This is a genomic window from Alteromonas sp. H39, from assembly GCF_047556435.1.
Classification (GTDB): Bacteria; Pseudomonadota; Gammaproteobacteria; order Enterobacterales; family Alteromonadaceae; genus Alteromonas.
This window is the reverse complement of sequence record NZ_CP180210.1, coordinates 3,236,291-3,257,725: the sequence shown is the minus strand read 5'-3', so window position 1 is coordinate 3,257,725 and position 21,435 is coordinate 3,236,291. Positions and strand designations below refer to the sequence as shown.

The 21,435-nt window shown below is 51.2% G+C and carries 17 protein-coding genes; 15 read left to right on the top strand and 2 right to left on the bottom strand.

Annotation, left to right across the window (positions count from 1 at the left end):
* The first annotated feature begins 680 nt into the window (after positions 1-680).
* From ACLBLI_RS14265 to ACLBLI_RS14255, 3 genes are all read left to right on the top strand, one after another.
* The gene (locus ACLBLI_RS14265; protein ID WP_414828258.1) at positions 681-1,442 is read left to right on the top strand and encodes a SapC family protein; all 762 of its coding nucleotides are present in this window, start codon (positions 681-683) and stop codon (positions 1,440-1,442) included.
* 279 nt (positions 1,443-1,721) lie between these two features.
* Complete coding sequence (locus ACLBLI_RS14260) at positions 1,722-3,149, top strand: ATP-binding cassette domain-containing protein (protein ID WP_414828257.1); 1,428 nt, start codon at positions 1,722-1,724, stop codon at positions 3,147-3,149.
* 175 nt (positions 3,150-3,324) lie between these two features.
* Complete coding sequence (locus ACLBLI_RS14255; RefSeq protein WP_414828256.1) at positions 3,325-4,116, top strand: hypothetical protein; 792 nt, start codon at positions 3,325-3,327, stop codon at positions 4,114-4,116.
* 161 nt (positions 4,117-4,277) lie between these two features.
* On the opposite strand, the gene ACLBLI_RS14250 is transcribed toward ACLBLI_RS14255, so the two are convergent.
* Positions 4,278-5,699 carry an MBL fold metallo-hydrolase RNA specificity domain-containing protein gene (locus ACLBLI_RS14250; protein WP_414828255.1) on the bottom strand — a complete coding sequence of 474 codons (1,422 nt, stop codon included), beginning with the start codon at positions 5,697-5,699 and terminating at the stop codon, positions 4,278-4,280.
* A 40-nt stretch (positions 5,700-5,739) separates the two neighbouring features.
* The gene (locus ACLBLI_RS14245; protein ID WP_414828254.1) at positions 5,740-7,443 is read right to left on the bottom strand and encodes a Na/Pi cotransporter family protein; all 1,704 of its coding nucleotides are present in this window, start codon (positions 7,441-7,443) and stop codon (positions 5,740-5,742) included.
* Between the two features lie 451 nt (positions 7,444-7,894).
* Between ACLBLI_RS14245 and mraZ the strand changes: the two genes are divergently transcribed.
* Genes mraZ through ACLBLI_RS14185 form a run of 12 tightly spaced genes read left to right on the top strand, consistent with a single transcriptional unit; the run spans position 7,895 to position 21,431 of the window.
* Complete coding sequence (gene mraZ / locus ACLBLI_RS14240; RefSeq protein WP_414828253.1) at positions 7,895-8,353, top strand: division/cell wall cluster transcriptional repressor MraZ; 459 nt, start codon at positions 7,895-7,897, stop codon at positions 8,351-8,353.
* Positions 8,350-9,288: a 16S rRNA (cytosine(1402)-N(4))-methyltransferase RsmH gene (gene rsmH, locus ACLBLI_RS14235; protein ID WP_414828252.1), complete on the top strand. Its 939-nt coding sequence runs from the start codon at positions 8,350-8,352 to the stop codon at positions 9,286-9,288. The genes mraZ and rsmH overlap by 4 nt, the downstream gene beginning before the upstream one ends.
* On the top strand, positions 9,285-9,623 hold the full coding sequence (ftsL, locus tag ACLBLI_RS14230; protein ID WP_218310007.1) for a cell division protein FtsL: 339 nt from the start codon (positions 9,285-9,287) through the stop codon (positions 9,621-9,623). The genes rsmH and ftsL overlap by 4 nt, the downstream gene beginning before the upstream one ends.
* The gene (locus tag ACLBLI_RS14225; protein ID WP_414828251.1) at positions 9,620-11,395 is read left to right on the top strand and encodes a penicillin-binding transpeptidase domain-containing protein; all 1,776 of its coding nucleotides are present in this window, start codon (positions 9,620-9,622) and stop codon (positions 11,393-11,395) included. Before ftsL ends, ACLBLI_RS14225 begins: the two co-directional genes overlap by 4 nt.
* Entirely contained in the window at positions 11,385-12,914 is a 1,530-nt protein-coding gene (locus ACLBLI_RS14220; protein ID WP_414828250.1) for a UDP-N-acetylmuramoyl-L-alanyl-D-glutamate--2,6-diaminopimelate ligase, read from the top strand. The genes ACLBLI_RS14225 and ACLBLI_RS14220 overlap by 11 nt, the downstream gene beginning before the upstream one ends.
* Positions 12,911-14,314 (top strand): UDP-N-acetylmuramoyl-tripeptide--D-alanyl-D-alanine ligase, encoded by a 1,404-nt coding sequence (locus tag ACLBLI_RS14215; RefSeq protein ID WP_414828249.1) that lies wholly within the window; start codon positions 12,911-12,913, stop codon positions 14,312-14,314. The genes ACLBLI_RS14220 and ACLBLI_RS14215 overlap by 4 nt, the downstream gene beginning before the upstream one ends.
* Positions 14,308-15,390 (top strand): phospho-N-acetylmuramoyl-pentapeptide-transferase, encoded by a 1,083-nt coding sequence (gene mraY / locus ACLBLI_RS14210; protein WP_414828248.1) that lies wholly within the window; start codon positions 14,308-14,310, stop codon positions 15,388-15,390. Before ACLBLI_RS14215 ends, mraY begins: the two co-directional genes overlap by 7 nt.
* Positions 15,390-16,703: a UDP-N-acetylmuramoyl-L-alanine--D-glutamate ligase gene (murD, locus tag ACLBLI_RS14205; RefSeq protein WP_414828247.1), complete on the top strand. Its 1,314-nt coding sequence runs from the start codon at positions 15,390-15,392 to the stop codon at positions 16,701-16,703. The genes mraY and murD overlap by 1 nt, the downstream gene beginning before the upstream one ends.
* The gene (ftsW, locus tag ACLBLI_RS14200; protein ID WP_414828246.1) at positions 16,696-17,973 is read left to right on the top strand and encodes a cell division protein FtsW; all 1,278 of its coding nucleotides are present in this window, start codon (positions 16,696-16,698) and stop codon (positions 17,971-17,973) included. Before murD ends, ftsW begins: the two co-directional genes overlap by 8 nt.
* Entirely contained in the window at positions 17,966-19,036 is a 1,071-nt protein-coding gene (gene murG / locus ACLBLI_RS14195; RefSeq protein ID WP_414828245.1) for an undecaprenyldiphospho-muramoylpentapeptide beta-N-acetylglucosaminyltransferase, read from the top strand. Before ftsW ends, murG begins: the two co-directional genes overlap by 8 nt.
* Complete coding sequence (gene murC / locus ACLBLI_RS14190; RefSeq protein ID WP_414828244.1) at positions 19,036-20,487, top strand: UDP-N-acetylmuramate--L-alanine ligase; 1,452 nt, start codon at positions 19,036-19,038, stop codon at positions 20,485-20,487. Before murG ends, murC begins: the two co-directional genes overlap by 1 nt.
* Positions 20,484-21,431, top strand: coding sequence for a D-alanine--D-alanine ligase (locus ACLBLI_RS14185; protein ID WP_414828243.1), 948 nt, complete (start codon positions 20,484-20,486; stop codon positions 21,429-21,431). The genes murC and ACLBLI_RS14185 overlap by 4 nt, the downstream gene beginning before the upstream one ends.
* Positions 21,432-21,435 lie beyond the last annotated feature (4 nt).

Below are 21,435 nucleotides of genomic sequence, written 5' to 3'. Positions count from 1 at the left end.
TTAGTGCCAGAGCATTATCGCCGTGGATCTGACAGAGTAAGACGCCAGTCCACACTTGTCAGTAGACTACGAGAAAATTGTCTGTCTCACAATGTTGTAAATCGGCGTAAAACGCTGCCTGGCGCTTTTATACCGCTCTTAATAGACATCTGATAGTGTGCAGTGTAAGTCTCCGTGCACGCAAACTGGCAGGTGTTGATGCTGATGGGGAAGAACAGGCAGTTGATACCGGCACTCTCCTCGAAGATCGCGCCTGTGAGTGAGGGGAATGTATCTTGCACCCTTGCACCAATGTTACACCGTAGTGCAGGCGATCCGTTTTACAGCATGTCTGCATGGTGTCCAGCAACGCCGAACATCTTTTGTGGATCCGAGCCTTTCGCCAATGGGAACTGATTTGTCTTGCAGGTGTTATCGGGTTGTAATAAAAACTTAAACCTTGATAAGGTGTCAGGGACGTGACTTGTCACTGGAAATGCGGGATACTGCCCGCCGCTGTCATCGCCCTGGGGTGATGAAGTACGTGTTAATCTCCGTGGTACCTTTTTCCTCAACACCCTGGTGATTCTCAATAATTCTGTATACGAATACGGATTTGCTGAATTGAATGTAAGGGAATGCGCGGTCATGTTAGACATCACCGGACAGGAACCACCAACAACGAACTATGAGTAAGAATTATGGCGATCAACTACATCCCGCTCGATAAAGAAAAACATAAAGATATGAAAGTGGCGGTGAACAATACGTTCAAGTATGCCAAGAACACCCATCTGGCCGCAGCGTCAATTAAAGAATTTGCACAATTGGCCAGCACTATGCCAATTGTCTTTATTAAAGATCCTAACGCTGAACGCTACCACGTAGTGGCGATGCTGGGTATGGAACAAAATCAGAACCTGTTCTTAAATGGTGAGCGCTGGGAAGGCCCGCATGTGCCAATGAACATTTTGCGTTATCCGTTTGATGTTCGTCCTGATGGCGAAAAACTAGGTGTGTTTATCGACGAAAATTCAGAAATGATTTCTGATGATGGCCAGGCGCTGTTTACGGAAGCCGGTGAAGCAACAGATTTCCTGAAAAACCGTCAGCAGTTCCTGTCTGATCTGGCAAACAGCGAAATGATGACTCAGCGTTTTGTTAAACAAATCATCGAACTGGATTTGCTTGAAGAAGTACAGATTCGCCTGACCTACGAAAATGGCCAGCAGCGTAACGTAACGGGGATGCTGAGCATCAACGAGAAAAAACTGCTTGAGCTTTCAGATGACAAAGTACTGGAGCTTCATAAGTCTGGCTTTTTGGGTGCGATTTACGCAGTGATGATGTCACTGGGTCAGCTTAACCGTCTGGTTGAACTGTCCAATGGCACCGAGAACCCAATCCGCAACATGCAATTAAGCGTGGTGAAGGCGGATGGAACAGCGCAGCCTGCTCAATAGGTCATAAAGGTCTTCACACCCGGCTTTATCCTCTGTTAGCCGGCACGAAGTCCTGAAAATACCGTACCTTGAACAATGCCGGCAAACGCCGGCATTGTTGTTTTTAAATCCGCTGTGCACTGGTTCGTGAATTCATCCGCCACTGTCACTACACGTTGCCACAACTGTACTCACCACTGGCAGAGAAACGCGAAACGCAGGTACATTACGCATTGTGGCATTCCGCCCAACTACTGGCACTGTAACTGGCAAATGAGAATGAAATGAAAGGAGACCGTTTTGAATCTCGAATCATGTAGTGTGTCGTTGTCACCTGAATTTTTTAGCAGACCGCTTACGTTCTCACTCGGGCCATCTCAGCATGCCATTGTCGTCGGGCCTAACGGCTCTGGAAAATCGGTGTTGTTGCGCATACTTGCCGGAGAGGGCAACGTACGTGGCGGAGAGCGTCGGCTGGCTCGCCGAATTGGAGTAGTGAGTACGGCACGCCAACAGCAACTAATTGCGGCGGAAAAACAAAAAGATGATGCCGACATTCTTGACGTCGTGCCCGTTCCCACAAAAGTGAAGGATTTGCTTGGCCATCCGCTGACGGGCATGCTGCACAGTCTCTGTTTCGAATTAGGGCTGACGTCGCTGTTTGAGCAACCTTTTCTCTCGCTGTCTACTGGCGAAACGCGGAAGCTGCTGTTTGTTCTGGCACTGGCCTCTGAGCCAGAGGTTCTGATCCTGGACGACCCGTGGGAAGGCCTCGATGAAGCCAGTCGCACGATTTTGCAACGCCATCTTGAAGCGCTTCAACAGCGTGTACAAATCGTCATTGCGGTAAACCGTTTGCAAGATATGCCTGCCATTCCTGCCGTGCTCACGGTGATGGACAAAGGAGAGGTGGTTTTACAAACAGACGCGTCCAGGCCGCCTGCGCAGAATCGTGCCGCCTGCGACACCTGGTTTCATCTTCAGCGCGATGACGTCGTGTTACCAGCTACCACTGCCGAATGCAGTGCCAGCAGGCTTAACCCTGACTTACCCCTGGTTGAACTAAAAAACGGTGTCGTGCGGTTCGGTGATAAGACCGTCTTCAGCGAATTGAGCTGGCAGATCAACCCCGCGGAGCACTGGCAAATCATTGGGCCTAACGGTTCAGGAAAAACGTGTTTACTTACGCTTATTACCGGGGATAACCCCCATTGCTACCGCAATAACCTGACGGTATTTGGAATACGCCGTGGCAGCGGCGAAAGTATCTGGGATATTAAGCAGCACATCGGCATGCTCTCCAATGCGTTTCATTTATCTTACCGTGTTAACTGTGCCGTTATCGATGTTCTGCTATCTGGCTTTTTTGACAGTATCGGGCTGTACGAGCGCCCGCGGCGTGAACAGATTGAGGTGGCCACAGCATGGCTTGATGCACTCCATATGCGCGGGAGAAAAGCGGAACCGTTTCAATCGCTGTCTTTTGGTGATCAGCGCCTGATTCTCATCGCGCGGGCTATGATAAAGCATCCACCACTGCTTATTCTGGATGAGCCCTGCAATGGTCTGGATCCGCTGAACCGGCTTACCGTTCTGGCGCTTATCGAGCAACTTGCAAGGCATGGCAGAACCACTGTGCTTTATGTAAATCACCACAAGGACGATGCTATACCCAGTATTCAGCATACCTTGAATATGCAAAACTATGTACCGGGTGACGCACACTGACAGGATGGTGTGTCAGACCGGCTGATTAATTTATAAGCCGTTATTTTCTATTCAGTTTTCATTAAGTTAACCAAGGTTACCTTAGCGCCACTGGTAACCTGAGTCGTTGAATAACAAAGGTTCAACGCCGCAGGGAATAAGGCCGCACGTTGCGGTATTAATAAGGGAATGATAAATGAAATTAACTGCGCTATCTGCCATCACGCTGGCATCTCTTTTTGCAACATCTGCTTTTTCTGCACAAAACGAAGTCAGTGTGGGATTTACCGATCTTAAGGATGCTGATGATAATTTTGTTGGTATCAACTACAAGCGCTATCTCACCGACGTCAGCAATGAGCGTGGTGCCTACCTGATCAATCCATACTTGCAGCGGGTGTCTGACGTGAATGCCAGCTATTTCACGGTTGGCGATATCGATTATTACAACGCAGGCGGTACCTGGTATCTTGATGATCAATGGATGGTGATGGGGGATGTTGGCTATACCGATTACAACAGTCCTTTTGGTGACTTTGATGGCAAAACTGCCGATCTCAGAGTGGGTTATAATCTCGACGCTAACTGGCAGGTTGGCGCGGGAATGCTTTATCAAAGAAATGAGGCGGAATACCAGTATCGCGACAGTGAAGAGCGGTTTGATGGATACTCCGACGACTGGACACCAAGCGTTTTCGCACGCTACACCAATATCCAGAATGGCAAAGGCTGGGATGTAAGTACGCAGTATAGCTTCAATGACTTTGACTACGCGGAAGTGGCAGGGCGCTATTTCTTCAACCCGGGGTTGAGTGCCGGTCTTACGTATTCATATGCTGAAGGACGCTATGACGACAGTAATGTGGTAGAGCTGGATGTGGATTACTGGGTAAACCAGAATTTCTCCCTTCGTTTCGGGTTGGGTACAGAAGTGTCAGTCGACAGCGGGCTTGAGTCTGCCACGTTATTGGCAACCTATCGCTTCTGATAGCGGTAAGCCTTGGTTTGTCAGGAAAGCCGGATAGATAGCGCTGCGAATATCTGAGGCAAACCGGTAACATTTTATCGTGTAAAAGGAGGCCCTAACCGGCCTCCTTTTTTATGAAAACAGCGACGCTTTGGCGCACCCGGTAATCTTTGCCTGGGGGTCTAAATCTCGATGGTCTGAACCTCAACAGGGATCGCCGCATGTATGTCTCTCTCGGATAATGCCTTTTTCAATCCCTGTTTTGCCGTGTCCTCACCGTGAACTAAAAATAATCTGGGACGCGGAGCGGTAAAATGTGAAAACCAGTCAATCAACTGAGACTGGCTGGCATGTGCTGAAAAACCGCCTAACGTATGAATTTGCGCGTTTACGGCGATGGACTCGCCCGCCATACGAATGCGTTTTGCGCCATCTACCAGTTTTCTCCCAGGAGTACCAACGGCCTGGTAACCGACGAAGACGACGTGGCTGTGTCGACGCCAGAGGTTGTGTTTCAGGTGATGCCGAATACGGCCGCCGTTACACATGCCGCTGCCGGCAATGATGATGGCACCGCGGTCAACCCGGTTCAGTGCCACAGATTCTTCTGTACTTACCGCATAACGCAAAGGCGGTAAAAAAGTGTGCAGGCTTTTTTGTTTGTATTTCGTATCGGAGGAACTGTCGTTCTCAATTCGCGCCTTGTCTTCGCGGTTGTACACATCCTGATAACGATGATAAATCTCGGTAACGGCTATCGCCATCGGACTATCCAGGCAAATCAGTTGTTGCGGGAGTTTGCCTTTCTGGTACAACTCTCCTAACCGAAAGATGATCTCCTGCGTTCTGCCCACGGCAAAGGAGGGAATAAGAATATTACCGCCATCGGCTGAGGCTGTAGTAATGACCTCTTCAAACTCATCCAGTGTGGCTTGCATCGAGCGATGCTCGCGATCGCCATAGGTGGACTCCATCAGTACCACGTTTGCATCTTTTATGTAGGCCGGGTCACGTAACAGTGCCGCTTGCGCATTGCCGAGATCCCCTGAAAACACCAGCTTTCTTGATGGTGAGGTGTCGCTCACTACCAGTTCCACAATGGATGAGCCCAGGATGTGGCCTGCTTCATGCAGCGTTAGCATAATATCCTGTGCCACCTGGGTATTGGTATTGTAATCTACGCCCTGACAGAGCCGCAGTGTTTGCTCGACATCGTCAAGTGTGTAGAGCGGCTCAACAGGATCTTTGCCCGCACGCTGACGCCGTTTGTTTTCCCACTCAGCATCGCGCATTTGCAGAGACGCCGCGTCTTTAAGCATGATGTCGATGAGATCACAGGTCGCCGAAGTCATGTAAATAGGCCCCCGGTATCCTTTTCTTACCAGCAGAGGCAGACGGCCTGAATGATCCAGATGAGCGTGAGAAAGCACTACCGCGTCAATATCGTCGATGGAAAACGAGAAGTCCTGTAGGTTCAAAGCCTCTACCTTTCGCCCACCCTGAAATAATCCACAGTCCAGCAGCACAGTTGCCGTGCGGCTTTTAAGCAGGTGCATTGAGCCTGTTACGCCTTCTACCGCGCCTAAAAATGTCAGTGTAGCCATCCTCATTTTCCTTATTATTTCTGCATGATTCTGTGAAGTATCACAAAGCCGGAATAGCCGTGTTCTGTGACGCTCCAGGCGGCGTGAGTACCGCAGTTAGAGAACTTATTCGCTGCGTCGCTTTCTGCCAGGTTCTGGCTATATGCCAGGCATCCTGCATACATTCGATGGCCGCAGACATTTGCCCGACCTCAATGCGGTGTTGTGTGGCGGCCATGATCAATGCCGCTTTGAGAGACTCTCTGGTTTGATCAAGCGTCTCCATCGTTAACCCGGTTCCATGTCCGTCTGAAGACGACTGCCCTATACTCAAACACATCACCTGGTGGACCTGCTGCAGATAATCGCGCAGTCTCGACTCAAGCGCTTCGTCCTGCAATGTGCCATGAAAGGCCCATGCCTTGGAAAGTGTCTCCATTGTCGCCGTGCAGTCTGCCAGGTAGTGTTCAACCCGCAGCAATGTGGCAAGTTGTTCGGTGGTTTCATCAGATAATTCGGCTGTTTCCAGGGTGACGATAAAATGTGATATCTGTGTGCTCAATGACCTCACTACGTTGCTCTGCACGTGAAACTGTCGCGTATTCTGAATTGAGTCATAGGTGGCAAACTGATAAAGCGCAAGCACCCGTACCTGTAGCGCCTGCAATTCCTTGACCAGCGCAAATAACGCAAGTGCCGGCGTTTTGGCCACGGTATGATCAATGAACTTGGGGTGAGATTCCTTTTCCTCCCAGGTACGAAACCGCGTTTCCAGCCAGTTTGCCAGGCGGGTGGTATGCGGAAAAATAAGAAGCAGACCCATGATATTAAACAGGGTATGAAACAGCGCTAATGAAATTGCGGGAGACGTATTCAGTTTCATTGCCTGACTGAACAGCTCAATAACATAGAATAAAACGGGCAAAATGATCAGCGCGATAACCGCGGTACCAAGGTTGAACAACACTTGTGCAAGCGCAGCGCGTTTGGCGGGTGAGGTGGCGTTAATAGCAGCGAAAATGGCGGTAGATGTGGTGCCGATATTGGCGCCGATCACCATCGCGCCAGCGGCGTATAAACCCATAACTCCACTGGATGCGGCAGTGATAGTAATGGCGATAGTGGCACTGGAAGACTGGGTTAATAGGGTCATGATAATCCCAATAACCATGTAACCTACTATCGCCACTACGCCGGAGGCGGTCATTTGCTCAAGTGCAAACGTTTGGGCTACTCCATCAAAAGCTGTCTTAAGGACATCCAGCCCCATAAAAAACAAACCAAAGCCGACCATAACCTGCCCGGCGGATGCCAGTCTTCCTCGCGGTTGAACGAGGCGGGAAAGCATCCCAATACCAATGAGGGGGAGCGCCAGTTTCTGAATATTAAATTCGAATCCGACCAGCGCAACCAGCCAACCTGTTATTGTGGTGCCCACGTTGGCACCGAAGATCACGCCAAGTACCTGACGCATGTTCATCAGTCCGGCATTCACGAAGCCCAGCGACGCGACAGTCACCGCACTGGAGGATTGTACGATGGCGGTCATGAGAAAGCCTGCAGCCACACCTCTGGCTGGCGTTTTTGTCCAGTTGGCCAGCAGCGTGCGAAGTCCGGGACCCACAGCGGCTTTGAGGCCCTCTGTCATCATACCTATCGCGAGAATAAAGATTCCCAGTCCACCCAATGCGGCTGCGATCGTTGCTGCTACTTCTGTCATCGTGTCTTCACTTTCTTCTGCGCCATCAGGATAAATAAATAGCACAGAGCGAGGTCACCTGCTTTGCGCAAGGTCAAAGGGCAGCCAGATAAGCATAGGTGGAGGAAAAAGAGCAGTAATGGCAACCACGCATTAATTTGCAGTGACACCCCATCGCAGGTGCACAGAATATTGTGAATGCTTTGGTGAGTATTCACTCATCACGAAGCGCTCATAACACCTGAGCCGTTAAATTTAATGTTTGGTTTTTCACCAATTTCTTTCTTTTTTCTGCTGTAATTCAGCGACTTCCCTAATTTACTGTATGTATGAACAGTTAAAAGCCAGTATTTACGCGGGCTTGGCGGGGTATTTTTGCTTGACAGTGGGGATCATTGGTACCTAAACTGTCAATCAGTGGGTAAAAGTGGCAAATTGTGGATCGAGTTATCAACGTTTTGCAGATCAGTGCTCAAAAAACAAGAAAATCAAAAGCAAATAATAAAAGGCTAGGGGAATGTTCCGCGGCGCTAATGCAATCAATCTGGATACAAAAGGGAGGCTGGCCATACCAACGAAGTATCGCCAATCCCTGCTGGATGATTGTACCGGACAACTGGTCTGCACGGTCGATACACAACAAAGTTGTTTGCTACTTTACCCACTTCCCGAATGGGAAGAAATCGAGCTTAAATTAAGTAAATTCTCCAGTATGGTCCCGGCAGAGCGTCGAATGCAACGTTTGCTGCTAGGCTATGCAACCGAAGGCGAAATGGACAAAAGCGGCAGGATACTCATCCCCACGCCATTACGCCAGCACGCCAAACTCTCAAAAGAAGTCATGTTAGTCGGCCAGTTGAACAAATTCGAAATCTGGGATGCGCAAGTCTGGGCAGATCAAATTGAAGCTGATATGGAAACCGAGCGCAGTGGCGACTTTGAACTCACTGAACGTCTGCAGGACTTCTCGCTATGACGCACTCTGATTTCAAACACGTTTCAGTACTGCTTCAGGAATGTGTGGATGCGCTGGCGATCCAGCCCGACGGTATTTATGTGGACGCCACATTCGGTCGTGGCGGTCATTCTGCAGCCATTCTTAAAGCGCTGGGTCCCGAGGGGAAACTGATTGCGTTTGATCGCGACCCTCAGGCTATCGAGTCAGCAAAGCGTTTTGCTGACGATCCTCGCTTTTCCATCATCCATGAACCTTTTGGCAATATGGCCGAAGCGCTGGCTGAGAGGGGGCTACGCGGAAAAATAAATGGCGTGCTGATGGATTTGGGCGTGTCCTCGCCTCAGTTAGACGATGCCGAGCGCGGGTTCAGCTTTATGAAAGATGGTCCGCTGGATATGCGCATGGATACCACTCGCGGTATGAGCGCGGCTGATTGGCTGGCTTCAGCGGAAGAGCAGGACATTACGCAGGTTATTAAAGAGTTTGGAGAAGAAAAATTCGGCAAGCGTATTGCGCATGCCATTGTAAATCGTCGTAAAACCACACCCATCACACGTACCAAAGAACTGGCCGATTTAATTGATGAGGCCGTGCCGGTAAAAGATAAGTTTAAGCATCCTGCTACACGGGCATTCCAGGGTATTCGTATTTACGTGAATGCAGAGCTTGAACAACTCCGGGTTGGCTTGAAAGCTGCCGTTGACATACTGGCAAAAGACGGGCGTCTGGCGGTGATTTCCTTCCATTCGCTGGAAGACAGGCTGGTGAAACGGTTCATGAAAGAGCAGAGCCGGGGGAAAGCGGTGCCGCACAACCTGCCGATCACGCAGGCTGAAATTGACGCAGACAAAGTGTTGCGCACGCTGGGTAAAGCGATAAAACCGACAGAGGAGGAAATAGCGCAAAATGTGCGTTCCCGCAGTTCGGTTTTACGGGTGGCGGAAAAACTATGACGTCGCCAAAACGCCGCCAGAAGCGGGATACAAATTTCAATTTACTGCTTATTCTGGTCTCAGATCTGACCCGCAACAAACTGCGGGTTTTGTTGTATTTAATGGTTATGGGAAGTGCCATGGCCGTCATCTTAAGCACCCACCACAATCGCCAGCAGGTGATTGCGCTGGAAGACCTGATGGAAGAGAAAGACCAACTGGATGTGGAATGGCGCAATCTGGTTCTGGAACAGCGTGCACTGACTGAACACAATCGCATAGAAGCGCTGGTGCAAAAGCAACTGAACATGCACCGGCCCACTGCCGAGCAGGAAGTGGTGGTGAAACTGAAATGACAACCGCAGCCATGAAACGAGCCAAATCGCGCCGCGGCGCGAAACAGAATGTCACACCGTCACTGGTGCACTGGCGTTTTGTGGTTGTGCTAATTGCCGTGGTCTCGGTATTTGTCGTGCTGGCAGTGCGCGCAGCGTACATCCAGGTTATCGAGCCCGACGCACTGATTGAACAGGGCGACAGCCGTACCCTGCGTACCCGGGATATGCCAAGCTATCGCGGTCTTATCACCGACCGCAATGGCGCTGAGCTGGCGGTCAGTGTGCCGGTACGCGCCATCTATGCTGATCCGAAGATCATTCATGACCGCGATGGCTTTGCGCAGAGTCGCCGCTGGGAAGCGCTGGCCGACGTACTGGGACAGGACGTGAACGAGCTGCGTGAAAGAGTAAGTAACCCGAAACGTCGCTTTGTCTATCTTCAGCGGCAGGTATCGCCAGCGATGGCAGAGTATGTCGATAAACTGGATATTCCGGGCATTTACCTTCGCAGAGAAAGCCGTCGTTACTATCCCACCGGTGAAGTCGCTGCGCAGATAATTGGTATTACGGATGTTGACGATAATGGAATCGAAGGGTTAGAGCGCTTATACGATGAGTGGCTTACCGGCACGCCGGGCTCACGTAAAATTCGCCGCGATGCCAAAGGCCGTCAGGTGGAAATACTGGAAACCAAGTCGGGCGAAGCGGCAGGCAACCTGCAACTGACTATCGATCAACGTATTCAGGCGCTGGCCTATCGTGAAATTAAAGAAGCCATGCTGTATTACCAGGCAAGCTCGGCATCAGCCATCGTACTGGATGTGCACACCGGTGAAGTGCTGGCGATGGTGAATGCACCCTCGTTTAACCCGAATGATCGCAGTGACGTAGCGCCGCACCGTATGCGTAACCGCGTCATCACCGATGCTTTCGAGCCTGGTTCCTCACTTAAACCCATGGCGGTATTAGCGGCGCTGGAGTTTGGTGATATCAAAGTTGACGACATTATCGACACTAACCCCGGCTGGATGCGCTTAGGTGGCAGCCTGGTGAAAGATTTCCGCAATTACGGTGAACTGACGCTGGAAGGTATTATCCAGCATTCCAGCAATATGGGGACTTCCAAGCTGGCGCTCGCTGTGCCAAAGCAGTTTCTGCTGGATACGTATTACAACATGGGCCTGATGTCCGATACCGGCTCAAACATGCCGGGTGAAAGTAACGGCATCTTCCATGAACGTAGCCGGTGGTCAGAGTTTGAATTAGCCACCTTATCGTTTGGTTATGGGATTTCGGTGACAACGGCGCAGTTGGCGCGTATGTACGCCACGCTGGGCAACGGTGGTGTCAAACGACCGTTACAGATTATCAAAAAGCCACAAACGGAAGGCTGGCAACCGGCCGAGGAACGCGTGATCAGCGAGAAGAACGCCGCGGCCATTCTGGAAATGATGGAGAGTGTGACGCAAAAAGGGGGGACCGCAGTGAAAGCCGCCGTTCCCGGATACCGTGTTGCCGGTAAAACGGGTACCAGCCGAAAGGCGGTAGCAGGCGGTTATGGTGAAGAATACGTTAATATTTTTGCCGGTGTTGCGCCTGTCTCTAACCCGCAACTGGTTACCGTGGTGCTGATTAACGAGCCTGGTGGTGACCTGTACCACGCGGGTGATACTGCTGCGCCGGTCTTCTCTGCCATTATGGGTGGTGCGCTGCAACTGCTGAATATCGCACCAGACGACAAACAGGTGACGTCAACGCTGTGGATGAAAGGAGCAGGCAATGGTAGTTAGTGCATTCATTCAGAGTACCCGCTCCCTGATGGCAAAATTTGGCATTGATGCGCCGGATATCCGGGTTGAAGGTCTGACCCTGGACAGCCGCGAGGTGAACACCAAGCTGGCATTTGTCGCCATAAAAGGACATGAACGTGATGGTCGTGATTTCATTCCTCAGGCAGTAAGCCTGGGTGCGCGGGTCATACTGGCGCAAACCGACGACAGTAATGCCCATGGTGCGCTGGAAATGCGCGGGAATACGGTCATTATTTCCCTGTTTGAGTTGCCCGACATGTTGTCTTCACTGGCCGCAGCATTCTATGACTATCCGGCTATGAAGATGACAACGGTAGCGGTAACCGGTACCAACGGTAAAACCTCGGTTGTGCAGCTGATATCGCAGTTAAAAGATGCCCTAGGCACGCGCTCTGCTGCTATAGGTACGCTAGGTAGCGGCATTTACGAAGGGGAAGACACTATCTGGTCACAAACCCCTGCGGCCAATACCACCCCAGATGCTATCCGCATGCAGTACTTGTTGGCAGAGTTTGTGCAACAGGAAGTGCGCCATACGGCATTCGAAGCCAGCTCCCATGCGTTAGTGCAGGGGCGGCTTCAGCAAGTAAAAACAGATATAGCGGTATTTACCAACCTCACGCGGGATCATCTTGACTACCACGGCACTATGACGGCATACGCGCAGGCAAAACGTGAACTGCTAAATCAGCACGGTTTGTATGCGGTTGTGCTTAATGCGCAGGACAGGGAAAGTCAGAACTGGGCGAATGCTGCGCCGCAGGACGCGAGTATTGTCTGGACCGGAATTGATATCAGCGGTCAGATTGCATCCCAGGATCGCCATTGTTTGGCCACAAATGTGAAATACCATAGTGCGGGATGCGACTTTTCGCTGGACACCTCATGGGGCAGTGCAAAGGTATCCATTCCACTGTTCGGAACCTTCAACATCAGTAACGTGTTGAGTGCGATCGCCACGCTTTTGGCACAAGGCGAGCGGTTTGAAGATGTGATGCGGGTAGTGAATGCTCTGCACCCGGTTAAAGGCCGGATGGAGGTCTTTACTTTCGACTCACATGCCAATGTGGTGGTGGACTATGCCCACACGCCGGATGCGCTGGAGAAAGTGCTTGCCAGTGCCAAAGCCCATACTGACGGGGAAGTCTGGTGCGTGTTTGGCTGCGGCGGCGACAGGGATGCCGGGAAACGCCCATTGATGGGAGCGGCGGCAGAAAGCGGCGCCGATCACATTGTGATTACGACTGACAATTGTCGTACAGAAGCGCCGGAGGCGATTGCAAACGACATAATTAAAGGGCTTACAGACCCGGGAAATGCGGTTTGCGAGGCGGACAGAGAAAAAGCTATACGCTATTGCCTGAATAAGGCAAAGCCAGAAGATTTAATCGTTGTAGCCGGTAAAGGTCATGAAGATTATCAAATTATCGGTACAACGAAGACAGGTTATAACGAGCGCGCAGTTCTGGCGCGTTTGCAACAGGAGTACAGCAAATGATAACAACAACGCTGTCGTGGATCGCCGGGAAAATTGGCGGAACGCTGGAAGGGGAAAACATCACGGTGTCTGATGTCAGCACCGATACCCGCACATTGCCGGAGGGCGCAGTCTATCTGGCCCTGCGTGGTGCTAACTTTGATGGCCATAAATTTGTAGAACAAGCCGTGAAGTCTGGTGCCAGTGCCGTTATTGCCAGTGAACCGGTAACGACTGACGTTCCTGTGATTTATGTCAAAGATACCAAAGAGGCGCTGGGGGCGCTGGGTGCCGCAGTCAAGGCTGAGGTTGCTCCGAAAACGGTTGGCATTACCGGCAGTAGCGGTAAAACCACCGTAAAAGAGATGTGTGCAGCCATTTTAGCGCGCAGGGGAGCGGTATTAGCCACCGCCGGCAACTTCAACAATGACATTGGCGTACCCCTAACGTTGCTTCGTTTGACACCAGAGCACGACTTTGCTGTTGTCGAGATGGGTGCCAATCATTTAGGCGAAATTGCCTATACCACCAGTCTGGTAAAGCCGGATGTGGCGACCATTGTGAATGCAGCAGCATCTCACCTTGAAGGCTTTGGCAGTCTGTTAGGCGTGGCCCGGGCGAAAAGTGAAATCTTCAAGGGGCTGGGCGATGACAGTGTGGCTATCGTCAATGCGGACAGCCAGTTTGCTGATTTCTGGCAGGGAAAGCTTAAGCATAAGAAAGTGCTCACGTTTGCCCCGGAGCAGAAACAAACAGCCGATTTTGAAGCAGACGACATTATTGTCGGCCTGGATGGCTGCGCCGCATTTCAGATGATAACGCCACGGGGCGAGATCGGGATCCAACTGACCATTCCCGGACTGCACAATGTCGGTAACGCGCTGGTGGCTGCTGCACTGTGCATGCAGGTTGGTGCGACATTGGAAGATGTCCGTGATGGATTACTTAGCATGAAGCAGGTGAGTGGGCGTTTAAATGTGAAAATGCTTACTGATCAAATACGACTTCTCGATGACACTTACAATGCAAATGTGGCTTCAGTGAATGCTGCCATTGATACGCTCGCGACATTCTCAGGCATTCGGGTTCTGGTGTTAGGAGATATGGCCGAGCTTGGCGAAAAGGCGCGCTTCTACCATGAAGAGGTAGGCCGATATGCACTGGAAAAAGGCATAAATCACCTGTTCACATTAGGGGTGTTAAGCCAGTCTGCCAGCTCAGTTTTCGGCAGCAGCGGTCAGCATTTCTCTGATGTAGAATCGCTTATGACGGAAATGGAAGACAGACTGTTAACCGAGCAGCGCGACATCTCAATCCTGGTAAAAGGCTCCAGGAGCTCGAAGATGGAGCGGGTGGTTAACGCTATCGAGGCATCTCCTCTGGGAAAGCTTGATCGCCGTCGGGAGCGTATTGCATGTTAATTTGGCTCGCAGATTGGTTAACGCAGTTTGATACGGGGTTCAACGTATTCTCGTACCTGACCATGCGCGCTATTCTAAGCACCCTGACGGCGCTGCTAATCGCCATTTTGATTGGACCTAAAATGATCCGCGGCCTCCAGCGGATGCAAATCGGACAAACAGTGCGTGACGATGGTCCGCAGTCACACCTTTCAAAAGCGGGTACCCCCACGATGGGTGGACTGCTTATCCTTGCTGCTATCGTGACCAGTGTGTTGCTGTGGGCAGATCTGACTAATCGCTACGTCTGGGTTACTCTTAGTATTGTCGTCGGCTACGGCATCATTGGGTTTGTTGATGATTATCGCAAAGTCATTCGCAAAGACGCCAAGGGCCTTATCGCCCGCTGGAAATACTTCTGGCAGTCCGTGATTGCGCTGGTGGTGGCATTTTACCTGTATAGCTCCGCCACGACCTCAGTAGAAACGTCGTTGTTAGTACCGTTTTTCAAAGAAGTCTTTCCGCAACTCGGCGTCTTCTTTATTCTGATCACCTATTTTGCCATTGTGGGCACCAGCAACGCCGTAAATCTGACTGACGGACTGGATGGACTGGCGATCGTGCCGACAATCCTGGTTGCCGGGGCGTTTGCAATATTTGCGTACGTCACCGGCAACGCGAATTTTGCCGCCTACCTGAATATTCCGCACATTCCACTTACCAGTGAACTGGTCATCGTATGCACCGCCATGGTTGGTGCCGGTCTGGGATTTTTGTGGTTTAACACGTACCCGGCGCAGGTGTTTATGGGGGATGTGGGTTCGCTCGCGTTAGGCGGCACGCTTGGCATTCTGGCCGTGTTGGTGCGTCAGGAAATTGTTCTGATTATTATGGGCGGCGTGTTTGTAATGGAAACCGTATCGGTGATCCTGCAGGTCGGTTCCTACAAACTTCGCGGAGAACGCATTTTCCGGATGGCACCCATTCATCATCATTACGAACTGAAAGGCTGGCCAGAACCGCGGGTTATAGTCCGCTTCTGGATTATTTCAATCATCCTGGTCCTGGTGGGCCTGGCAACATTGAAACTACGTTAATGAAAGCATTAAACAGCGCACAACACATTGTCGTGGCAGGACTGGGAGTAACCGGTCAGGCCTGCGTGCGCTTTTTAAAGACGCAAGGTGTTGCTGTCTCTGCCTGGGATACCCGCGACAATCTGAATATTCCTGAATCCGTCGATGTTCCTGTCACGCTGGGCGAACCACCGCAAGCGTTTTGGTCCGATGTGGACATGCTGATTTTAAGCCCAGGGATCAACCCGCAGTTACCGGCAGTTCGATTTGCCGCGGATTGCGGCATTGAAATAATCGGTGATGTTGAGCTGTTTGCGCGCCTTAATGATATACCTGCATTTGGTATTACCGGTTCCAACGGTAAAACCACCGTTACCTTGCTGCTCACACATATTCTCAAAGAGAATGGAAAGGCCGTGATTGAAGCCGGTAATGTGGGTACGCCGGTGCTCGATACGCTATCGATGGCACTGGATGCGATTGTTCTGGAGTTATCCAGTTTTCAGTTGGAAACCACGTCATCATTAAAGCTACAGGCCGCTGCCATTCTTAATATTTCTGATGACCATCTGGACCGCCATGGCGACATGCAGCGGTATCTGGATGCCAAACAGCGTATTTTCCAACATTGCGGAACGGCCGTAGTGTGGCGCGGACAAGCAGAAACCCGTCCGACCTCGCCCGTGAACGACATCATTTTATACGGTTTGGGGAGCGCTGAGAGTGGTTTCGGCTATACCAATAACTGGATCACGTTTGAAGGCGAGCCGGTTGTAAACATGCAGCATGTTCAATTGGTTGGCTCACATAATGTATTGAATATACAGGCTGCGCTGGCGATGGCGACGGTTGCCGGTATTTCCCCTGAGCAGGCTGCGGCAGCGGTGTACCGCTTCACATCTGCGCCGCACCGCTGTGTAGAGATCGCGTCGCACCGTGGGATCCGCTGGATTGATGACTCTAAGGCTACCAACGTCGGTGCCACACTGGCCGCTATAGAGGGGTTGGGGCCGTCTTGTAGCGGTAATCTTATTTTAATTGCCGGGGGCGATGCCAAAGGGGCTGACGTCACCGCTTTATCTGCTGCGCTTAACGAGCATGTTTCTTTTGTGATCGCACTGGGGCGTGATGGCGAGCGGATCGCTGCTTTGTCGCCGGCCTCTGCGTATGTAAAGAGCATGTCTGAAGCGGTCGCGCTGGCCTATGAGAAAGCTGGCCCGGGCGATATTGTATTGCTCTCGCCGGCTTGTGCCAGTCTGGATATGTTTGATAACTACATTCATCGGGCCGCCGTGTTTGCTGAAGCCGTTAAGGAGGTAACAGCTGATGCTTGAAGCTGCCTCTAAGCTGACGGATGTATTTGCAGCACGCCACGGTGAAGTAAAATCCAGCGTGCCCTACGACACCGGGCTGGTGATGGTGTCGATTGCGCTGATGTCTATTGGTCTGATTATTGTCACCTCTGCGTCTATGCCGGTGGCCGACCGGTTATTCGATAATCCGTTCCACTTTGCGATTCGCCACACTATCTATCTGGTTATCGCTGTTATTGCTGCAATGACCGTTATGCAGCTACCGCTGACGTTCTGGCGTGTGAGTAACCCCTACCTTTTGCTGGCCGCTATTGGGTTGCTGGTTGCCGTCTTGTTAATAGGACGAAACGTGAACGGCAGTACCCGCTGGCTGGCAGTGGGACCGATTACGATACAGGCAGCAGAACCGGCGAAACTGTTTTTCTTTGCCTATCTGGCAGGCTATCTGGTACGCCGTTATGAAGAGGTAACCGAAGGGCTGAAAGGCTTTGTAAAACCGCTGATGGTCTTTTTTATTCTGGCCATGCTGTTGTTGTTACAACCTGACCTGGGCACTGTGGTGGTGATGTTTGCCACAACTATCGGCTTATTATTTTTAGCTGGCGCAAGACTCTGGCAGTTTTTCGCGCTGGCGTTTGTGGGATTGATGGCGGTTGTTGCACTGATTGTGTTTGAAGAGTATCGCTTGAAACGGGTGACGTCATTTCTGGACCCGTGGGCGGATCCTTTTGGCGCAGGTTATCAGCTTACCCAGTCATTGATGGCGTACGGGCGCGGGAACTGGTTCGGACAAGGTTTAGGTAACAGTTTGCAAAAACTGGAGTTTTTGCCGGAAGCGCATACCGATTTTGTGATGGCGATTCTGGCAGAAGAGCTTGGTTTTGTCGGCGTGATGGCGGTGCTTTCATTGATTTTATGGATGGTGATACGCGCTTTACAGATAGGAAATGCGGCACTGCTTAAAGAACGTCCTTTCGATGGCTATATGGCCTATAGCATCGGTATCTGGTTCAGCTTTCAGACCGCAGTTAACATCGGCGCAAGTGCAGGCATTCTGCCCACCAAAGGACTTACGTTACCTTTGGTCAGCTACGGTGGTTCCAGTTTGATTATCATGGCGATCGCCGTTGCGTTACTATTGCGCATCGATTTTGAATTACGGGTAGACGGTGTGCAGGCATTAAGTAAAAAAGACAAAGCGAGGTTGCCGTCAAAAGCGAATAGCGATGAAGGCAAACGCAAAGCCAAAGCCATGATTGAAGATGTGGCCGGGGAGGCTGAACATGACTAAGCGCTGCCTGATTATGGCTGGTGGCACTGGCGGGCATGTGTTCCCCGGGCTTGCTGTGGCCGATGCGCTTAAAGCCAAAGGCTGGGATATCCAGTGGCTTGGCACCGCAGAACGCATGGAAGCCGAAGTGGTACCTAAACGAGGCTATCCGATTTCGTTTTTGCCGGTGAAAGGTATTCGCGGTAAAGGCCTGTCTGCAAAAATAAAAGGTGTAATGGCGCTTATTAAAAGTCTGTACCAGGCACGTAAACTGGTCCAGCAGATTGCGCCTGATTTGGTCATTGGCTTTGGCGGTTACGCCAGCGGACCTGGCGGCGTTGCGGCCTGGTCAAGTGGCATACCAGTAATTGTTCATGAACAAAATGCGGCGGCCGGCGTGACGAATAAGCTGCTGGGTAAATTTGCCAAATGTATCTTGCTTGGTTTCGAGGATGCCCGATCACAGTTTTCTGGCAATAAGAATATTATTACTGTGGGGAACCCCGTCCGCGACGAGATTTGGCAGGTGAAAGAGAAAGTATCGATATCAACCCCGCTTAATATGCTGGTTGTGGGAGGAAGTTTGGGCTCGCGTCCATTAAATGAAACGGTTCCACCGGTTTGTGCAGGTTTAGAGGGACTGACAATTCGTCATCAGTGCGGCAAAGGCAATGTTAAAGACGTGGAGCGGGCGTATGCTAACGCGAACGGTTCGGCCGAAGTCACAGAGTTTATTGATGATATGGCACAGGCGTACGAATGGGCAGACTTTGTGGTTTGCCGTGCCGGAGCGCTAACCGTCTCTGAGATTGCAGCGGCCGGACGTGCGGCGATTTTTGTGCCGCTGCCACATGCTGTGGACGATCACCAGACCAAAAATGCGCAAGCGCTGGTAAAGGCAAAAGCCGCACTGATGATTCCACAATCATTGTTAAAAGAAAATTTAGGGCAGGCTGTCAGACAGTGGATATCCGATCCCCAGGCCTGTTTGAAAATGGGCCGTATGGCCCGCGAACAAGCACAGTCAAAAGCCACTGAACAAGTAGTAGCACAGTGTGAAGCACTGGCAGGAGAGGCGGCATAATGGTGTTACAAGCTCCATTTCAAAGTCCGCAGATGCGGAAGGTAAAACGAATTTTCTTTATCGGCATTGGTGGTGCCGGTATGGGCGGGATTGCAGAAGTCCTCCTAAATGAAGGTTACGAGGTCGTGGGCTCTGATATTCAGCAGGGACCCATGACGAATCGCCTGGCTGAACTGGGCGCAGAGATTTTTATTGGTCACAAATCTGAGAATGTGGCTGGCGCGGACGTTATTGTGGTATCCAGTGCCATCAACGAGGAAAATCCTGAAATACAAACTGCCCGCGAGCAGCGTATACCCATCATACGCCGTGCTGAAATGCTGGCTGAACTGATGCGTTTTCGTCACGGTATTGCGGTGGCGGGTACCCATGGGAAAACCACTACAACCAGTCTGATTGCGACCATCTTTGCCGAAGCAGAGTACGACCCTACCTTCGTGATTGGAGGGTTGCTAAACAGCGCAGGCACTAACGCGCGTCTGGGTAAGAGCCGCTATCTGATAGCAGAAGCAGATGAAAGTGATGCCTCGTTTTTACACCTACAGCCAATGGTGTCTGTGGTCACAAACATCGAAGCTGACCACATGGACACTTACGGTGGTGACTTTTCCAAAGTGAAAGACACCTTTGTCGACTTTTTACGGAACCTGCCGTTTTACGGTCAGGCTATTGTCTGCGGGGATGACGCGAACATTCAGGAGATCCGTCCGCGCATTGGACGTAACATCCTGACTTATGGCTTTGATGAAGCCAATGATGTGCGCGCCACTGACATTACACTGGAATTCGGTAAGGCCCGTTTCACCGTGCTGCGTCCGGACAGGCCGGCTCTGAAAGTGACGCTGAATCTGACAGGCATGCATAACGTGTTAAATGCATTAGCCGCAATCGCCGTGGCGACCGATGAGAGCATAGATGATGAGGCCATTGTTCGAGCGCTAGCCAGCTTCGGCGGAATTGGACGGCGTTTCGAGCTGCTTGGAGACTTTGAAACCAGTAAAGGCAAGGTAAGTCTGGTAGATGATTACGGGCATCATCCCACCGAGGTAAAAGCGACCATAGCTGCGGCCAGAGCGAACTGGCCTGACAATCGTATAGTGATGGTTTATCAACCGCACCGTTACAGCCGGACGCGCGACCTGTACGAAGACTTCGTGGAAGTACTGTCTCAGGTAGATGTACTGCTGTTACTGGATATCTACGCAGCCAGCGAGCAACCTATCAAGGGCGTAGACAGCAAATCACTGTGCTGGTCTATCCGCCAGCGGGGACAGGTAGAGCCTGTCTATGTAGGCGATAAGTCGGCGCTGCCGGAAATTCTGGCTAACATCCTGCAAGATAACGATATTGTGATGACACAAGGTGCCGGTAATATCGGACAAATTGCAAAGCAACTGGCACAGGCAAAGTTAGAGCCGTCTGTGCTACTTGATGAGAGTGCAACATCATGAAGCAATACAGTGCACAGGAATTAGGACGGGTCGCCGTCATGTTCGGTGGCGATTCTGCCGAGCGCGAGGTGTCATTAAAGTCGGGTGAAGCCGTGCTGAGCGCCCTGCTTCGTAAGGGCGTTGACGCTTTTGGCTTTGACCCGGCAGCGCGTCCGCTTACTGACTTAGTCAATGAAAATGTGAACCGTGTACTGATTATGCTGCACGGCCGTGGCGGCGAAGATGGATCGATGCAGGGGGCCCTGCAACAGCTGAAAATTCCGTATACCGGAAGCGGCGTTTTGGGCTCTGCACTGGCAATGGATAAAATTCATAGTAAGCAAATTTGGGAATGTCTGAAATTACCGACGGCAAAATACCAAATTGCTGATAAAAGTGACTTTGAAGCTGGATCATGCGGCGCTATAATGCATGAGTTGGGGAATGAGGTCATGGTGAAACCGGCTCGTGAAGGTTCGAGTATCGGTATGGCCAGAGTGACTAGCGCTAAACAATTAAATACTGCCATTCAGGACGCCTTTAATTACGATAATCAGGTTCTGTTGGAGCAGTATATTGATGGGCCTGAATTCACAGTGTCTGTGGTTCAGGGTAAAGCTTTACCATCGATCCGCATGTCTACCCCCCACACATTTTATGACTATGCTGCCAAGTATCAGGATGATACGACGCAATATTTCTGTCCCAGCGGTTTATCGGATGAAAAAGAGGCGGAATTAGCAGCATTGTCGCTCCGGGCGTTCCGCGCACTTTCCGGCTCAGGCTGGGGGCGTGTGGACGTAATGCAGGACGTGAACGGCGAGTTTTATTTGCTGGAATCGAATACTGTGCCGGGCATGACAGAAAAGAGCCTGGTACCGAAAGCGGCAAAAACCGCCGGTATCAGTTTTGACGATCTTGTAATGGCAATACTGGCGACCAGCATGCCTGCTTGTGACGCGTAAGGCG

Bases quoted from the DNA above. Each gene is read 5' to 3' on its own strand.
- ACLBLI_RS14255 (WP_414828256.1), top strand. From the start codon at position 3,325: ATGAAATTAACTGCGCTATCTGCCATCACGCTGGCATCTCTTTTTGCA.
- ACLBLI_RS14220 (WP_414828250.1), top strand. From the start codon at position 11,385: ATGGTAGTTAGTGCATTCATTCAGAGTACCCGCTCCCTGATGGCAAAA.
- ftsW (WP_414828246.1), top strand. From the start codon at position 16,696: ATGCTTGAAGCTGCCTCTAAGCTGACGGATGTATTTGCAGCACGCCAC.
- ACLBLI_RS14250 (WP_414828255.1), bottom strand. From the start codon at position 5,699: ATGGCTACACTGACATTTTTAGGCGCGGTAGAAGGCGTAACAGGCTCA.
- murC (WP_414828244.1), top strand. From the start codon at position 19,036: ATGGTGTTACAAGCTCCATTTCAAAGTCCGCAGATGCGGAAGGTAAAA.
- murD (WP_414828247.1), top strand. From the start codon at position 15,390: ATGAAAGCATTAAACAGCGCACAACACATTGTCGTGGCAGGACTGGGA.
- mraZ (WP_414828253.1), top strand. From the start codon at position 7,895: ATGTTCCGCGGCGCTAATGCAATCAATCTGGATACAAAAGGGAGGCTG.
- ACLBLI_RS14225 (WP_414828251.1), top strand. From the start codon at position 9,620: ATGACAACCGCAGCCATGAAACGAGCCAAATCGCGCCGCGGCGCGAAA.
- ACLBLI_RS14265 (WP_414828258.1), top strand. From the start codon at position 681: ATGGCGATCAACTACATCCCGCTCGATAAAGAAAAACATAAAGATATG.
- murG (WP_414828245.1), top strand. From the start codon at position 17,966: ATGACTAAGCGCTGCCTGATTATGGCTGGTGGCACTGGCGGGCATGTG.
- ftsL (WP_218310007.1), top strand. From the start codon at position 9,285: ATGACGTCGCCAAAACGCCGCCAGAAGCGGGATACAAATTTCAATTTA.
- mraY (WP_414828248.1), top strand. From the start codon at position 14,308: ATGTTAATTTGGCTCGCAGATTGGTTAACGCAGTTTGATACGGGGTTC.
- rsmH (WP_414828252.1), top strand. From the start codon at position 8,350: ATGACGCACTCTGATTTCAAACACGTTTCAGTACTGCTTCAGGAATGT.
- ACLBLI_RS14185 (WP_414828243.1), top strand. From the start codon at position 20,484: ATGAAGCAATACAGTGCACAGGAATTAGGACGGGTCGCCGTCATGTTC.
- ACLBLI_RS14215 (WP_414828249.1), top strand. From the start codon at position 12,911: ATGATAACAACAACGCTGTCGTGGATCGCCGGGAAAATTGGCGGAACG.